At 66.9% G+C, this 16,034-nt stretch carries 11 protein-coding genes and 2 pseudogenes; 10 read left to right on the plus strand and 3 right to left on the minus strand.

Translation table 11 applies throughout. The features are described from left to right. Positions 1 to 749: 749 nt before the first annotated feature. Positions 750 to 1,130, minus strand: a pseudogene (locus ACLP9N_RS28370) (DUF222 domain-containing protein); the annotation flags it as partial. A 211-nt stretch (positions 1,131 to 1,341) separates the two neighbouring features. Here ACLP9N_RS28370 and ACLP9N_RS28375 point away from each other — a divergent pair. Genes ACLP9N_RS28375 through ACLP9N_RS28385 form a run of 3 tightly spaced genes read left to right on the plus strand, consistent with a single transcriptional unit; the run spans position 1,342 to position 5,968 of the window. Continuing rightward, complete coding sequence (locus ACLP9N_RS28375) at positions 1,342 to 3,033, plus strand: DAK2 domain-containing protein (RefSeq protein WP_442410501.1); 1,692 nt, start codon at positions 1,342 to 1,344, stop codon at positions 3,031 to 3,033. A gap of 2 nt (positions 3,034 to 3,035) precedes the next feature. Continuing rightward, entirely contained in the window at positions 3,036 to 5,258 is a 2,223-nt protein-coding gene (gene recG, locus ACLP9N_RS28380; RefSeq protein WP_442410482.1) for an ATP-dependent DNA helicase RecG, read from the plus strand. After that, the gene (locus ACLP9N_RS28385; protein WP_442410483.1) at positions 5,255 to 5,968 is read left to right on the plus strand and encodes an HNH endonuclease family protein; all 714 of its coding nucleotides are present in this window, start codon (positions 5,255 to 5,257) and stop codon (positions 5,966 to 5,968) included. Before recG ends, ACLP9N_RS28385 begins: the two co-directional genes overlap by 4 nt. A 21-nt stretch (positions 5,969 to 5,989) precedes the next feature. Here ACLP9N_RS28385 and ACLP9N_RS28390 read toward each other — a convergent pair whose 3' ends face one another. Then, the gene (locus ACLP9N_RS28390; protein ID WP_442410484.1) at positions 5,990 to 6,835 is read right to left on the minus strand and encodes an aldo/keto reductase; all 846 of its coding nucleotides are present in this window, start codon (positions 6,833 to 6,835) and stop codon (positions 5,990 to 5,992) included. A gap of 216 nt (positions 6,836 to 7,051) precedes the next feature. Here ACLP9N_RS28390 and ACLP9N_RS28395 point away from each other — a divergent pair, with 216 nt between their 5' ends. The 7 genes from ACLP9N_RS28395 to ACLP9N_RS28425 all read left to right on the plus strand — a co-directional run bounded on the left by ACLP9N_RS28395 (position 7,052) and on the right by ACLP9N_RS28425 (position 14,656). Next, positions 7,052 to 8,170 (plus strand): alpha/beta hydrolase, encoded by a 1,119-nt coding sequence (locus tag ACLP9N_RS28395; protein WP_442410485.1) that lies wholly within the window; start codon positions 7,052 to 7,054, stop codon positions 8,168 to 8,170. 169 nt (positions 8,171 to 8,339) lie between these two features. Continuing rightward, positions 8,340 to 9,110 carry a DsbA family protein gene (locus ACLP9N_RS28400; RefSeq protein WP_442410486.1) on the plus strand — a complete coding sequence of 257 codons (771 nt, stop codon included), beginning with the start codon at positions 8,340 to 8,342 and terminating at the stop codon, positions 9,108 to 9,110. Continuing rightward, positions 9,107 to 9,715: a vitamin K epoxide reductase family protein gene (locus tag ACLP9N_RS28405; protein WP_442410487.1), complete on the plus strand. Its 609-nt coding sequence runs from the start codon at positions 9,107 to 9,109 to the stop codon at positions 9,713 to 9,715. The genes ACLP9N_RS28400 and ACLP9N_RS28405 overlap by 4 nt, the downstream gene beginning before the upstream one ends. Before the next feature lie 24 nt (positions 9,716 to 9,739). Next, the gene (locus ACLP9N_RS28410; protein ID WP_442410488.1) at positions 9,740 to 13,123 is read left to right on the plus strand and encodes a pyruvate carboxylase; all 3,384 of its coding nucleotides are present in this window, start codon (positions 9,740 to 9,742) and stop codon (positions 13,121 to 13,123) included. A 48-nt stretch (positions 13,124 to 13,171) separates the two neighbouring features. After that, complete coding sequence (rsmD, locus tag ACLP9N_RS28415) at positions 13,172 to 13,726, plus strand: 16S rRNA (guanine(966)-N(2))-methyltransferase RsmD (RefSeq protein ID WP_442410489.1); 555 nt, start codon at positions 13,172 to 13,174, stop codon at positions 13,724 to 13,726. A gap of 24 nt (positions 13,727 to 13,750) precedes the next feature. Beyond that, complete coding sequence (gene coaD, locus ACLP9N_RS28420; protein WP_442410490.1) at positions 13,751 to 14,236, plus strand: pantetheine-phosphate adenylyltransferase; 486 nt, start codon at positions 13,751 to 13,753, stop codon at positions 14,234 to 14,236. 9 nt (positions 14,237 to 14,245) lie between these two features. Further along, entirely contained in the window at positions 14,246 to 14,656 is a 411-nt protein-coding gene (locus ACLP9N_RS28425; protein ID WP_442410491.1) for a nuclear transport factor 2 family protein, read from the plus strand. Here the strand turns inward: ACLP9N_RS28425 and ACLP9N_RS28430 are convergent. Further along, a pseudogene (locus tag ACLP9N_RS28430) lies at positions 14,653 to 16,014 on the minus strand (HNH endonuclease signature motif containing protein). The gene ACLP9N_RS28425 and the pseudogene ACLP9N_RS28430 sit on opposite strands and share 4 nt — an antisense overlap. Positions 16,015 to 16,034 lie beyond the last annotated feature (20 nt).

Genomic DNA, 16,034 nt, shown 5'->3' on the forward strand with positions numbered 1-16,034 from the left:
GCGTTGCCGAGTAATTGGGGTGGCAAATACCGTCGACCGCCCAGCCAGTAACCGATGACGCTACCGCTTATGTAACTGGTTTTTGCTGCCTTTGAGGTCGTGATCGGAAGCATTGCCACGACTATGAACACCGAGGCGAGCCCACGATTTCTTCAACACCGTCTAGTACCCGAGTTGGATCGCAACGACGAGACCATCGGTGCAACGACAGCGGTGGAAAACGTGGCGGACTGGGTTGGGTGAAAGCCGCTGAGCAGATGATGGCACCGAATGCGTAAAGAACATTCGAAAGAGCAAATCAAAAAAACTCGGAAACCCCCATCGGGCTGTGCCGCTTCCCCGTCGTCATGATCGTGTCCAGCTTCTTGCGAAAACGTGGACCGCTAGACCCCCCTCACACAGACCGGATCAGCCAGTTGGTGGCCGACAGGGTTGCTGGGGGAAAAAGGGTGCGCACACCGGTTCGAAGTATGGCGGGGGATCAGGTCCGTCCCAGAAATTGCTCACCGGGCCATCACTCATCGCAACATTGCCTCGCCCGTAGGGGGTCCGCCAATAGGTGTGGCAGACGCTGTTGTCCCAAACCACATGAGTCGCCGGAATCGATACATTGACACCCGGGACCAAGGCAGCGGGCTCCCCCGGCAAACGGTTGCCCTCGGCACCACTGAAATGGGCCTAAGGACTGAGGGTCTGCCTGGGCGGTGCCGCCATGCGTGACACTTTTTCGGGGCGGACCCATGTGGCTCCAGCACCTGGGGGTCGGTGATCAGGTCGCTGCGATACACGATCGATCGTCTGAAACATCCGGTAATCGATATCTCCGGCCGCAAAGACCTCGCCCACCCGCGGGAGGCGTTCGCGCATCGCGCGGGCACAGCGCAACCGGCTACCCGCCAGTGCTTGGCTGACCGCAACGCCGCGGCCACCTCGGCGCCCACCGCGGCCTCGGTGTCAATCGCCCAATCTTCGGTCTACGAGCACAAAGACAGCCGGTGGGCGAACAACTGCCCGATCGCGACCAACTGCTCAGCGGCCGCCCGGTTCTCGGCCCGCGCACCCGCACAGATCCGATCCACCCACCCCGCCACCTGCTGAGTCGGCCGCGACGCCCAACATGAATCGAACATGCGACGATCATGCCATCGCCCTCCGACATAAATTCCTGACAGCCGCGCGCCGCTCACGAAGAGCAGTGTCGCCCCGGCTGGCTAGGCTCAATGGGCTGGTCCGACCTTGCCGGCCGGTTGCGTCGCCGAGCTACGCTGGCGCCCACCGGGGGGTCCGGCGCGGAGGAGGTGGGTCACAGTGGGCACGCAGAATCTGGGAAAGGATCGTCTGCTGGACGCCGCGGCCCTGCGCGACTGGGCGCACACCGCCGTCAGCGACCTGATCACTCACATCGACGAGATCAACCGCCTCAACGTCTTTCCGGTCGCCGATTCCGACACGGGCGCCAACATGCTGTTCACCATGCGTTCGGCCCTGGCCGAGGCGAATGCGGGGGCCGGAGCGGAGGGCGGCCCCCGCGCCGGGTGTGCCGCCCGGGCCGCGGCCGCCCTGTCGGCCGGTTCGCTCAACGGCGCCCGCGGCAATTCCGGCGTGATCCTGTCCCAGATCCTGCGCGGCATCGCCGACGTTACCGCGACCGCGGCCGCCGACCGCGGTGGTGAACTGTCCGATATCGACGTCTCCCTCCTCGGGGCCGCGCTGCGGCGCGGCGTCGAGCTGGTCATCACCTCGATGGGCGGCGAGGAGATCCCGGGGACGATCATCTCGGTTCTGCGAGCCGCCGCCGGTGCCGTCGAGGAGTGCGCCAACGGCGAGGAGGGGCTGGTCCAGGCGACCATCGCCGCCGGCGACGCCGCCGTCGTCGCGCTGGAAAAGACCACAGAGCAGCTGGACGTCCTCGCCGACGCCGGCGCGGTGGACGCCGGCGGACGGGGCCTGCTGGTCCTGCTGGACGCGCTGCGCTCGACGGTCACCGGTCAGGCGCCCGCCCGCACCGTGTACGAGCTGTCGCCGCGCGCGGAGACGGCCGACCAGAAAGACGGAGCCGCCGAACGCCGGGCACCGCAGTTCGAGGTGATGTACCTGCTGCACGGCTGCGATGCCCAAGCGGCGGACACACTGCGCGAGCGGCTCGGCGAGTTGGGCGAATCGGTGGCAATCGCCGCGGCGCCGCAGGCGACCCGGGGCTACTCGGTACATGTACACACCGACGACGCGGGTGCCGCCGTCGAAGCGGGACTGGCGGCCGGGCGCCTCAGCCGGATCGTGATCTCCGCCCTGAGCTCCGGCGCCACCGGGCTGCCGGCGGGCGGCTGGACGCGGGAACGGGCGGTGCTGGCCGTCGTCGACGGCGCCGGTGCCGCCGAGCTGTTCGCCGCTGAGGGCGCCTGCGTGCTGCAACCCGATGCGGACGCCGGCGATCCGGCCACCGACATCAGCGCCCACCAGCTGGTGCGGGCCGTGGTGGATACCGGCGCCGCGCAGGTCATGGTGCTGCCCAACGGCTACGTGCCCGCCGAGGAGCTGGTGGCCGGGTGCACCGCGGCCAATGGCTGGGGTATCGACGTGGTACCGATACCGACGGGATCGATGGTGCAGGGGCTGGCCGCGCTGGCCGTGCACGAGCCGGACCGGCAGGCCGTCGACGACGGCTACACCATGGCCCGCGCCGCCGGCGCCGCGCGGCACGGATCGGTGCGCATCGCGACCGAGAGCGCGTTGACCTGGGCCGGCCGCTGTCAGCCCGGTGACGGCCTGGGCATCGCGGGCGACGAGGTCCTGATCGTGGCCGCCGACGCGGCCGCTGCGGCGATCGGCCTGCTCGATTTGCTGCTGGCCTCGGGCGGCGATCTGGTCACGGTGCTGATAGGCGCCGGCCTGGAAGAAGATGAGGCGGACGCTAATGCCACCGCGGTGGGCGACATCCTGGAAGACCACGTGCACGACAACCATCCGGGAACCGAGCTGATGATCTACCGCACCGGCCATCGCGGTGACGCGCTGCTGATCGGGGTCGAGTAGCCATGGCCGCACTCACCGATCGGCTGGACTACGTCCTGGGCGCGAACTCCGCCGATCAGCTCGACGAGGTGTTCGGCATGCGGACGGTCGACGACCTGCTGCGCCACTATCCCCGCAGCTACACCGAAGGCGCTTCGGTACGCAGTGCCGAAGAAGGCGGGGCCGAGAAGCCGGAAGCCGGTCAACACATCACCATCGTCGACACCATCACTTCTGCGGCGACGATCCCGACGAGGAGAGATCCGAAGAAGAAGATCTTCCGCATCACCGTCGGCTCCGGGCGCAGCGCAGTGACCGCCACGTTCTTCAACGCGCGCTACATCAGCAAGGACCTCACCAAGGGCACGCGGGTGATGCTGTCCGGAGAGGTCGGGTTCTATAAGAACGCCATGCAGCTGACGCACCCGGCGTTTCTCATCCTCGACTCGCCGGATGGAAAGCAGCGCGGCACCAGATCGCTGAAAAACATCGCGGTCGCCTCGCAGGCGACCAGGGGCGAGCTTGCAATCGAGGATTTCGAGCGCCGCTTCTTTCCGATCTATCCGGCCAGTACCAAAGTGCAGAGCTGGGACATCTTCGCCTGCGTGCGCCAGGTGCTCGATGTCCTCGATCCGGTGGAAGATCCGTTGCCGGCGGAACTGCGCGCCGCGCATGACCTGATCTCCGAAGACGAAGCGCTGCGCGCCATCCATCTCGCCGAGGACGAGCAGCTGCGCCGGCGTGCCCGCGAGCGGTTGACGTTCGACGAAGCCGTCGGCCTGCAGTGGGCGCTGTCGATGCGACGGCACGGCGAGCTGTCCGAGTCGGGGCCCCCGGCACCGCCGCGGCCGGACGGCCTGGCGGCAGAGCTGTTGCGGCGCTTGCCGTTCGAGCTGACCGCGGGCCAGCGCGAGGTGCTCGACGTACTGAGCGACGGACTCGCGGCGACCCGCCCCTTGAACCGGCTGTTGCAGGGTGAGGTCGGGTCGGGCAAGACGATCGTCGCGGTGCTGGCGATGCTGCAGATGGTCGATGCGGGCTACCAATGCGCGCTGCTGGCGCCCACGGAAGTGCTTGCCGCGCAACATGTGCGGTCGATCTCCGATGTTCTGGGCCCGATGGCCCTGGGAGGCCAGCTGGGCGGGACCGACAACGCCGCACGAGTGGCGCTGCTCAGCGGCTCGATGACGACTGGGCAGAAGAAATACCTGCGGGCCGAGATCGCCGCCGGCCAGGTTGACATCGTCATCGGCACCCACGCGCTGTTGCAGGATGCGGTGGAATTCCACAATCTGGGCATGGTGGTCGTCGACGAGCAACACCGGTTCGGTGTGGAGCAGCGAGATCGATTGCGCGCCAAGGCCCCTGCGGGCATCACCCCGCACCTGCTGGTGATGACGGCCACACCGATACCGCGCACGGTGGCGCTCACGGTCTACGGCGACCTGGAAACCTTTACGCTGCGCGAACTTCCGCGCGGACGCCAGCCGATAACCAGCAGGACGATTTTCATCAGGGACAAGCCCGCGTGGCTCGACCGGGCCTGGCAGCGCATCATCGAGGAGGCCGCCGCCGGACGGCAGGCGTATGTGGTTGCGCCCCGGATCGACGAGAGCGAAGAACCCGAGAAAGACGGCTCGAAACCTTCTGAAACCGCCGAAGGGCTCTACGCCCGACTGCGTTCCGGCGAGCTGGCCAACCTGCGGCTGGGCCTCATGCACGGGCGGTTGTCTGCCGATGAGAAGGACGCTGTCATGGCGGGTTTTCGCGCGGGCGAGATCGATGTGCTGGTGTGCACCACCGTCATTGAGGTCGGCGTCGACGTCCCCAACGCCACGGTGATGCTGGTGATGGATGCCGACCGGTTCGGCATCAGCCAGCTGCATCAGCTGCGCGGCCGCATCGGTCGCGGCGAGCATCCGAGCCTGTGCCTGCTGGCCAGCTGGGTGGGGCCGGACTCAGCGGCCGGCCGCAGACTGTCCGCGGTCGCCGAGACGATGGACGGGTTCGCGCTAGCCGACCTGGACCTCAAGGAGCGTCGCGAAGGAGATGTGTTGGGCCGCAACCAGTCCGGCAAGGCGATCACGTTGCGGCTGCTGTCGCTGGCCGACCATCTGGTGTACATCGAAGCCGCCCGGGATTTCTGCACGCGTGCCTACCAGGACGCCCGCCCGCACCCCGGATTGGCCGCGCTGGCAGGACGATTCACCAACTCTGACCGCATCGAATACTTGGACAAATCATGAACCGGAAAGTACTGCTGTGGTTGTCGGCGGTCGCGGTGATCGCGTTGCTGGTCGCTTATCAGACGTTGGGATCGTCGGCGGCCAGGCACGCCGGCGAGGTCGCCGCGCGCGCCGACGTCCCGACGGTTGCACCCGGTACCGATATGCTCGCCGGAATCGCTGTGGTGCCGATGCGGACGCACCGTTACGACTACCACAGGTCGGCGTTCGGCGAAGCCTGGACCGACGACAACGACGCCCCGCTCGGGCACAACGGGTGTGATACCCGCGACGACATCCTCAACCGCGATCTCGTCGACAAGACGTATGTGTCGATCAAGCGGTGCCCGGATGCCGTGGCCACCGGTACCCTGCACGACCCGTACACCAACGCCACCATCGCTTTCCAGCGCGGCGCCAAGGTCGGCGAAGCGGTACAGATCGACCATCTCGTCCCGCTTGCCTACGCCTGGGACATGGGGGCCTCCGGTTGGCCGGACCCCGAGCGGGTGCGCTTCGCCAACGATCCGGCCAACCTGCTGGCCGTCGACGGCCAGGCCAATCAGGACAAGGGCGATCTGCCGCCGGGGCAGTGGATGCCACCGAACAAGGCGTTCGCGTGCCAGTACGCGATGCAGTTCATCACGGTGTTGCGCGGCTACGCGTTGCCGGTGGACCAGGATTCGTCGAACGTACTGCGCCAGGCCGCAGGCACCTGCCCGACGGGGTAAACGATCAGCGGCCTATGAGCCCTATGAGCCTGAGTAGGTCAGCGGGTCCGGCCGCACCCGGGTGCCGTCGTTGAGCGCGTTGATCGCATCCATGTGCTCGGCGGCCAACTCGAAATCGAAGACGTCCAAGTTGCTGGCAATGTGCTCGGCTTTGGCCGAACGGAAGACGACGGCATTACCCAGTTGCAGGTTCCACCGCAGCAGTATCTGCGCGGGCGTCTTGCCGTATTCGCCGGCGACGGAGGTCACCGTCGGGTTGTCCATGAGCCTGCCTAGGGCCAGCGGGGTGTAGGACTGCGTGACGACGTTGTGCTGGGCGTTCGCTTTGCGCATCGCGTCCTGGTTGAGCAGCGGGTGCAGTTCGATCTGGTTGACCGCCGGCGTGACGAAGGTGAGGTCGATGCACATCTCGAGATGCTCGTCGGTGAAGTTGGCCACGCCGATCGAACGGGCATGCTCGTCGCCGCGCGATTGGATCAGGCCGCCCCAGGCATCCACGTACTTGCCCACCGATGGAGCCGGCCAGTGCACCAGATACAGGTCGACGTAGTCGAGGCCGAGTCGTTCCAGGCTGGCCGTGCACGCCCCCGGGGCAGTGGCGAAACCCTGGTCCGCGGTGGCCAGCTTGGTGGTGACGAACAGCTCGGCGCGGGGGATGCCGGAGGCCGCGATCGCCCGTCCCACGGCGGCTTCGTTGCCGTAGGCCGCGGCGGTGTCGATCAGCCGGCAGCCGATTTCCAGTGCGGCCGACACCGCGCGTTCGGCCTCGTCGTCGGACAATTCCCCGACACCGACGCCAAGCACCGGCATGGTGTTCTCGTCATTGAGAGCTATTGATGGAATGTTGGCGCCCGACTCGCCGGTCACTATGGTTCACCTGCCTGGAAAGGTTCGTGGAACTTGGGAATCACGATAGTACCGAGTTGAACATGCCAGGTGACGAACACCCGGGCGGGTGTTGGCCGCATTTTTCGCGCGCAGCCGGCGGGCACTGGTCGGTATTCCGCAACCTGGTCACCACGTAGAGTTGGTCGCGGGCGGCCGGAAGCGGCGCGCGGGGGAGTTTTTTCGAGGGAGCAGCGCATGACCAAGAGTCCGCCAGGCGGGCCGGCTCTCGCTCTTGGCGCCAAGGGCGCGCCCACCAGGTTGACGAGTCGCTTACAGGGCGTGGTCACCGCCGTCGGCGTCAAGGTCATTCCGTGGGTACCGCCCGGCGCCGCGCGGGTGCTGTCGGGCGGACGTTCGGTGATCATCGACGGCAATACGCTCGATCCCGCGCTGCAGCTGATGCTGTCGGGTCTGCATGTCGTCGGCATCGACGGTCTGGTCATCGACGACGACGTGGCCCTGTCGCGTGCCCAGCTGCGCGAGATGCTCGTGGGCATGCCGGGGCCGCAGGTTCACGTCACCGTCAACGACATCGCGCTGCCCGGGTCGGCCGGTCAAATCCCGGCGCGCCACTACCGTCCGGCCAGCGGCGAGGCGGCGGACCTGCTGGTCTTCTACCACGGCGGCGGCTGGACGCTCGGCGACCTGGACACCTATGACGCGCTATGCCGGTTGACGTGCCGCGACGCCGGCATCCACGTGTTGTCGATCGACTACCGGCTGGCTCCCGAGCATCCGGCCCCCGCCGCGATCGAGGATGCCTATGCGGCCTTCGCGTGGGCGTACGAACACGGCGCCGAACTCGGCGCGACCCCCGGACGGGTCGCGGTCGGCGGGGACAGCGCGGGCGGCAACCTGGCGGCAGTGGTGTGCCAGATGGCCCGCGACGCGGGTGGCCCTGCCCCGATCCTGCAGTGGCTGCTCTACCCGCGGACCGACTTCAGTGCGCAGACCCGGTCCCTGGGCCTGTTCGCCCGCGGGTTTTTGCTGACCAAACGGGACATGGACTTTTTCGAGTCGCAATACCTGAGGGCGTCCGGTCTGGACAAGACGGATCCTCGGCTGTCGCCGGCGCTGGCCGAATCGCTATCCGGGCTGGCTCCGGCGCTCATCGCGGTCGCGGGTTTCGACCCGTTACGCGACGAAGGCGAGAGCTACGCCGCGGCGCTGCGGGACGCCGGGACTGCGGTGGACCTGCGTGCCATGGGTTCGCTGACACATGGCTTCGCCAATCTGTTTCCGCTCGGGGGCGGCAGTGCCACCGCGACCACCGAGCTGATTTCGGCTTTGCGGGCTCACCTCAGCCGGGCCTGAGCTCGCGCTGAATTGCCCGGCTCTCCCCCGCAAGCGGGAGGTGCCCCCACCTCGGGCCGCTCGCGGCCCGCATCGTCGCCGGGCGCCGCCGGTACTCTAGAGGCGCCTTGCCCAGATAAATCCCGATCGCGGTCGGGATCAGCCGAGATACGTGAGGATCAGCGAACCTGTGGCCGACAAACCCAAACGCCCCCCGCGAATCGACCTTAAGTCCGCCGGCCGCAATTCCAGCCGACTCGTCCCGATCGCCGCCACCGCGGTGGTCGTGATTTTCGCGGTCGCCCTCGTCTTCTACATCGTGACCTCGAATCACAAGAAACCGGCTGCCGTCAGCACTGGCGCGGGCGACGCGGTGCGGGTGACGTCGGGCCAACTGATTACCCAGCCCGGCACCAGCAACCCCAAGGCCGTGGTGTCCTTCTACGAGGACTTTCTGTGTCCGGCATGCGGCAGCTTCGAGCGGACGTACGGGCCGACGGTGTCCAAGCTCATCGACACCGGTGCCATCGCGGCCGATTACTCCATGGTGTCCATTCTCGACAGCCCGCAGAACCAGAACTATTCCTCGCGGGCGGGGGCGGCGTCGCTGTGCGTCGCCGACGAATCCATCGATGCGTACCGCCGCTTCCATACGGCGTTGTACAGCAAGGGCATTCAGCCCGACGAGCGCGGCTCCAGCTTCCCCGGCAACGCGAAGTTGATCGAACTCGCGCGCGAAGCCGGCGTGGTGGGCAAGGTCCCCGACTGCATCAACAGCGGGAAGTACCTCGCGAAGGTCACCGGTGCGGCCGCGGCCGACAAAATCAACGCGACCCCGACGATCAAGATCAACGGCAACGACTACGAGCCGACGACACCGGACGCCCTGGTCGCGGCCGTCAAACAGATCGTGGGCGACATCCCGGGCATTGATAACCCTGTCACTCCCGCGGCCTCATGAGCTTGACACCGGCCCCCGACTCCGAAGTGCGGGTACCGGTGCTCAGCGCATGGTGGGTGTTGATCGCGGGCGTGGTCGGCTTGGTCGCCTCGGCGACTCTGACGGTGGAAAAGATCGAACTGCTGCTCAACCCCCACTACGTGCCGACGTGCAATATCAACCCGATCGTTTCGTGCGGTTCGGTGATGGTCACGCCGCAGGCATCGGTGCTGGGCTTTCCCAACCCGCTGCTCGGCCTGGTGGGCTTCACCGTGGTCGTGGTCACCGGTGTGCTGGTGGTAGCGAAAGTGTCATTGCCCCAATGGTATTGGATCGGTTTGACCTGCGGCACCCTGACCGGTGCGGGGTTCGTGCACTGGCTGATCTTCCAGAGTCTGTACCGCATCGGGGCGCTGTGCCCCTACTGCATGGTGGTCTGGGCGGTCACCATCCCGCTGCTCGTGGTGTCGGTGTCCATCGTGTTCCGCCCGGTGTTGGACCGTGGGGACAGCGCGCTGGCACGGATGCTCTACCAATGGCGGTGGTCGATCGTCACACTATGGTTCACCGCGGTGCTTCTGATGATCTTGGTGAGATTCTGGGATTATTGGTCGACGCTCTTGTGAGCCATTGGTGTTAGGAGGCTGCCCGTGATCTCCAAAGTGCTGGTTGCCAATCGCGGTGAGATTGCGATACGCGCCTTCCGCGCCGCCTATGAACTCGGCATCGGAACCGTCGCCATCTACGCCTACGAGGACCGCAATTCGCAGCATCGGCTCAAGGCCGACGAGTCCTATCAGATCGGCGAGGTCGGTCACCCGGTGCGGGCCTACCTGTCCGTGGACGACATTGTGGACACCGCCAGCCGGGCGGGCGCCGACGCCGTCTACCCCGGCTACGGGTTCTTGTCGGAGAACCCGGACCTGGCCGCCGCGTGCGCGGCCGCGGGCATCACGTTCGTCGGCCCCGGCGCCGAAGTGCTTGAGCTGACCGGAAATAAGGCCCGCGCGATCGCCGCCGCCCGCGAAGCCGGGCTGCCGGTGTTGACGTCGTCGGTGCCGTCGGCCTCGGTCGACGAGTTGGTATCGGCCGCCGAGAGTATGCGGTTTCCGTTGTTCGTCAAGGCCGTTGCCGGTGGCGGGGGCCGTGGCATGCGCCGCGTCAACGACGCCGCCGCCCTGCCCGAAGCGATCGAAGCCGCCAGCCGCGAAGCCGAGTCGGCGTTCGGCGACCCCACGGTCTACCTCGAACAGGCGGTGCTGCGGCCACGCCACATCGAGGTGCAGATCCTGGCCGACGCGAAAGGCAACGTGGTCCACCTCTACGAGCGCGACTGCAGCGTGCAACGCCGCCACCAGAAGGTCATCGAACTGGCACCCGCGCCTGCGCTGGCCCCCGAGCTGCGCGACCAGATCTGCGCCGACGCGGTCGCTTTCGCCCGGCACATCGGCTACAGCTGCGCGGGCACCGTCGAATTCCTGCTCGACGAGAACGGCCAGTACGTCTTCATCGAGATGAACCCGCGGATTCAGGTGGAGCACACCGTAACCGAGGAAATCACCGATGTCGATCTGGTCTCCAGCCAGCTGCGTATCGCCTCGGGGCGGACGCTGGACGAGCTGGGCCTGCGGCAAGCGGCGATCCGGCCGCACGGCGCAGCCCTGCAATGTCGAATCACCACCGAGGATCCGGCCAACAACTTCCGGCCCGACACCGGGCGGATCAGCGCCTACCGCACCCCGGGCGGCGCCGGCATCCGGCTGGACGGCAGCACCAACCTCGGCGCGGAGATCGGCGCGCACTTCGACTCGATGCTCGTCAAGCTGACCTGCCGGGGCCGTGACTTCCCGACGGCGGTGGCCAGGGCGCGCCGCGGCATCGCGGAGTTCCGAATCCGTGGGGTGTCGACGAATATCCCGTTCCTGCAAGCTGTTCTGGACGATCCGGACTTCCAGGCCGGCCGCATCACCACGTCGTTCATCGACGAGCGCCCGCAGCTGCTGACCGCGCGCGCCTCGGCCGACCGCGGCACCAAGATCCTCAACTATCTGGCCGATGTCACGGTCAACAACCCGCACGGCACGCACCCGTCAACGGTGTACCCCCACGACAAGCTGCCCGAGATCGATCTGGACGTCGCGCCGGTGGCCGGGTCCAAGCAACGGCTGGTCGAGTTGGGGCCGGAGGGTTTCGCGCGCTGGCTTCGGCAGTCGCCGGCGGTGGGCGTCACCGATACCACGTTTCGCGACGCCCATCAGTCGCTGCTGGCCACCCGGGTGCGCACCAGCGGATTGGCTGGCGTGGCACCATATCTGGCCCGCACGGTGCCACAGCTGCTGTCCGTGGAGTGCTGGGGCGGCGCGACGTACGACGTGGCGTTGCGTTTCCTCAAGGAGGATCCCTGGGAGCGGCTGGCCACGCTGCGTGAGGCGATGCCCAACATCTGCCTGCAGATGCTGTTGCGGGGCCGCAACACTGTCGGCTATACGCCGTATCCGGAGCTGGTCACATCCGCATTCATCGACGAGGCCACCGCGACCGGCATCGACATCTTCCGAATCTTCGACGCACTCAACAACCTCGAGTCGATGCGCCCGGCCATCGACGCCGTACGCGAAACGGGTGCAGCGATAGCCGAAGTCGCGATGTGCTACACCGGCGACCTGTCCGACCCGGGTGAGCACCTGTACACGCTGGACTACTACCTGAAGCTGGCCGAGCAGATCGTGGATGCCGGCGCACACGTGCTGGCCATCAAGGATATGGCCGGTCTGCTGCGGCCCCAGGCCGCGACGCGACTGGTCGGCGCGCTGCGCAGCCGCTTCGATTTGCCCGTGCACGTCCACACCCACGACACACCGGGCGGCCAGTTGGCCAGCTACGTGGCCGCCTGGCAGGCCGGGGCCGACGCCGTCGACGGTGCCGCCGCGCCGATGGCGGGAACCACCAGCCAGCCCGCGCTGAGCTCGATCGTCGCCGCCGCCGCCCACACTGAGTACGACACCGGGCTTTCGCTGTCGGCGGTGTGCGAACTCGAACCCTATTGGGAGGCAATGCGAAAAGTGTATCGGCCCTTCGAATCTGGGCTACCCGGGCCGACGGGTCGGGTCTATCACCACGAGATTCCGGGTGGGCAATTGTCCAATCTGCGCCAGCAGGCGATCGCGCTGGGGCTGGGCGATAGATTCGAGGAGGTCGAAGAGGCCTACGCCGGCGCCGACCGGGTGCTGGGCAGGCTGATCAAAGTCACCCCGTCGTCGAAGGTGGTCGGCGATCTGGCGCTCGCGCTGGTCGGCGCGGGGGTGAGCGCAGACGAATTCGCTTCCGATCCAGCGCGATTCGACATCCCGGAATCGGTGCTGGGGTTCCTGCTTGGTGAGCTGGGCGACCCGGCCGGCGGATGGCCCGAACCCCTGCGCACCGCGGCGCTGGCCGGTCGCGGACCGGCCAGGCCCACCCAGCAACTGACGCCCGACGACGAGGCCCTGCTGTCGCTGGCCGGGCCCAAGCGCCAGGCCACCCTGAATCGGCTGCTATTCCCAGCTCCGACAAAGGAATTCGAAGAGCATCGGGAAACCTACGGCGACACCTCGCAATTGTCGGCCAATCAGTTCTTCTACGGACTGCGGCAGGGCGAAGAACACCGGGTGCAACTCGAGCGCGGGGTCGAGCTGCTGATCGGGCTGGAGGCCATCTCCGAACCCGACGAGCGTGGCATGCGAACGGTGATGTGCATTATGAACGGCCAGCTGCGGCCGGTGCTGTTGCGTGACCGCAGCATCGCCAGCGAGGTCCCGGCGGCGGAGAAGGCCGACCGCGGCAACCCCGGACACATCGCCGCGCCGTTCGCCGGAGTCGTCACCGTGGGAGTCTCCGTCGGCGACCAGGTGAGCGCGGGCGAGACCATCGCCACCATCGAGGCAATGAAGATGGAAGCGCCGATCACCGCCCCCAAAGACGGTGCGGTGGAGCGGGTCGCGGTGTCGGACACCGTACAGGTCGAGGGCGGAGACCTGCTGGTGGTACTCAGCTGACCGCGCCGGCGACGATGCAGAGCGAAGCGATGAGGAGGAGCGGCGCAGGTGACCAGGATCATCGGCGGCGTCGCCGGCGGCCGGCGCATCGCGGTCCCGGCGCGGGGGACCAGACCCACCACCGATCGGGTGCGCGAGTCGCTCTTCAACATCGTGACCGCGCGACGCGACCTGACCGGCTTGGCGGTGCTAGACCTCTACGCGGGCTCGGGCGCTCTGGGACTGGAGGCGCTGTCCCGAGGGGCCGCATCTGTGCTGTTCGTCGAGTCCGACCAGCGCAGCGCGGCCATCATCGCCCGCAACATCGAATCGCTGGGTCTGGCCGGGGCAACGCTGCGCCGGGGCGCGGTGGCGGCCGTCCTGGCCGCCCGGTCGCCGTCTGCGGTGGATCTGGTGTTGGCGGACCCGCCCTACGACATCGAGAACGGTGAGATCGAGTCCATGCTGGCCGCTTTGACGGGTTGCGGGTGGACGCACGAAGGAACCGTCGCGGTGGTGGAGCGTGCGGCAGCCGGCGCGGCGCTGACCTGGCCGGTTGGCTGGGAGCCGTGGCAGCTGCGCGTGTACGGCGACACCCGTCTGGAGCTTGCCGAACGGGCCTGAACTGCCGGTGTAGCCTCGTCACCCATGAGCGGCGCGGTATGCCCGGGATCATTTGACCCGGTGACATTGGGCCACGTCGACGTCTTCGAACGCGCCGCGGCGCAGTTCGACGAGGTGGTGGTCGCGATCCTGGTCAACCCCGCCAAGAAGGGCATGTTCGACCTCGACGAGCGGATCGCGATGATCGAGGAGTCGACGGCACACCTGCCTAACCTGCGGGTCGAGGCCGGACAAGGCCTGGTGGTCGACTTCGTCAGAGCCCGCGGCATGACCGCCATCGTGAAGGGCCTGCGCACCGGCACCGACTTCGAATACGAACTGCAGATGGCGCAGATGAACAAGCACATCGCCGGCGTCGACACCTTCTTTGTCGCGACGACGTCGAAGTATTCGTTCGTGTCGTCGTCGCTGGCCAAAGAGGTCGCGATGCTGGGCGGTGACGTGTCGGAGCTACTGCCCGAGCCGGTGAATCGCCGTTTGCGCGAGAAGCTTTCCGGCGGCGGCGTTTGAGACGGAACAATGGCGGCGACGATTGAATACCCGCTAGCCACGGTCGGCAGGTTCACGCAAGCGATCGTGGCGGAACGGTTCGACGACGCCCGCGCTCTACTGGATCACGACTTCGTGGTGTACGAAGCGGGCGGCCTACCGTACAGCGGCGAATACCGTGGCTCTGAGGGCTTTTTCGAGCTTTTCGGGAAGATGAACCAAGTCATGGAGCTTACGCCGGGCGAGGCAGTCCAGTATCTGCTGGCGGAAGACACCGTTGCGATACGGGGCCGGCTGAAATTCACCTCGCGAGCTTCCGGTAGGAGCGTCGAGATGAGTTTGGTCGAGATTTATACGGTTCGCGAAGGATTGATCGTGGAACTCGACGTGTACTACAAGGATCCGTCGGCCGTCGCGGCGCTACTGGCCGCTGAGCGCTAAGGCTCGTCTTCGTCCTCGCACAAAAGCTCCTCTGGGTGGTGGTAGCTGTTGGTGCGGGGTTGTCCGTGGTCCGGGGGCGGGGGTGGTATCCATTCGGTGTAGCCGTCGTTGCGTTTTCGGGTGGTCCAGCCGCCGGGTTGCACTAGTGAGTGGTCTTGGCCGCAGGCGAAGGTCAGCTTGATGACGTCGGTGGTCCCGCAGTTGGCCCACTCGTCGATGTGGTGGACTTCGCATTTGTACCCGGGAAGGTCGCAGCCGGGGCGGGTGCAGCCATGGTCCTTGACGTAAAGACTATCCGTTGTCCCGGTGAGGCCAGCCGCCTGGTGTGGTAGAGCCCGATGGCCTTGCCCTTGTCGAAGATCGCCAGGTAATGGTGGGCGTGGTGGGTCACGCGGATCACATCCGACATGGGCAGCAGCGTGCCGCCGCCGGTCAAGGCTTTACCGGCAGCCGATTCCAGGTCCTTGAGAGTGGTGGCCACGATGATGGTGGCCGGTAACCCGTTGTGCTGACCGCGTTCTCCGCTGGCCAGCGCCGAGCGCAGGGCGGTGTTGAGCCCGTCATGGTTGCGTTGGGCGTTGCTGCGGGCATCACGGCGAACCGCGTCCTGGCCGGCCGCGGTGTCGATGACAGGGGTTTGGTCGTCGGGGTTGTGCACATGCCCGGGGCGACCAGCTTAACCCAGATGGCTTCCAGAGTGGCTCGCAGCTCCGGGGTGATCCAGCCGCAAAGCCGGGACATCCCGTCGAGATCCTGCTTGGTCATGGTCAGCCCACGCCGGCGTGCCCGATCCTCATCAGCGAATTCTCCGTCGGGGTTGAGGCAGTCGGTCAATCTATCGGCCAGCTTGGCCAGCTGGTCGGGCCGAAACCCGGTGGCCAGCCCGGCCACGTGGGCTTCGGCTTTCTCGCGGGTCTCAATGTCCACGCAGCCGGGCAGCCGGTGCAGAAAAGTGCGGATCACCTGCACGTGGGAGGCGCCGACGCAGCCCGCCCGTTGGGCTTTGGCCGTGGCAGTCATCAGCGGCGCCAGCGGCTCCCCGGTCAGCGCCCGCCGCTCACCAAGGTGCGGCGGCTTCGGCCACCCGCCGAGTTGCCTCCCGCGGGTGATGTGCAGTAGGTCGGCCAATGCCCTGGCCAGCCTGCCACCGAACTCGGTTCGTCGGACTGCTCGGCGAGCTGATTGATCAAGGCATGGCTGGGCACGGTCAGCCGCCGCGCCACCTGTTCCAGGCGTTGCAGGAGCCGCAACCGCTCCGGAGTCGTCAAGGCATCGAACGACAGCTCACACGCGCCGTCCACGGCAGCGTCCAGCGCGTCGAGGACCTCGACGATCTCCTCACGACTACTCAAACGCATGTTCGAATACGATGACCCCT

This window comes from Mycobacterium sp. (assembly GCF_052144515.1).
Taxonomy (GTDB): domain Bacteria; phylum Actinomycetota; class Actinomycetes; order Mycobacteriales; family Mycobacteriaceae; genus Mycobacterium.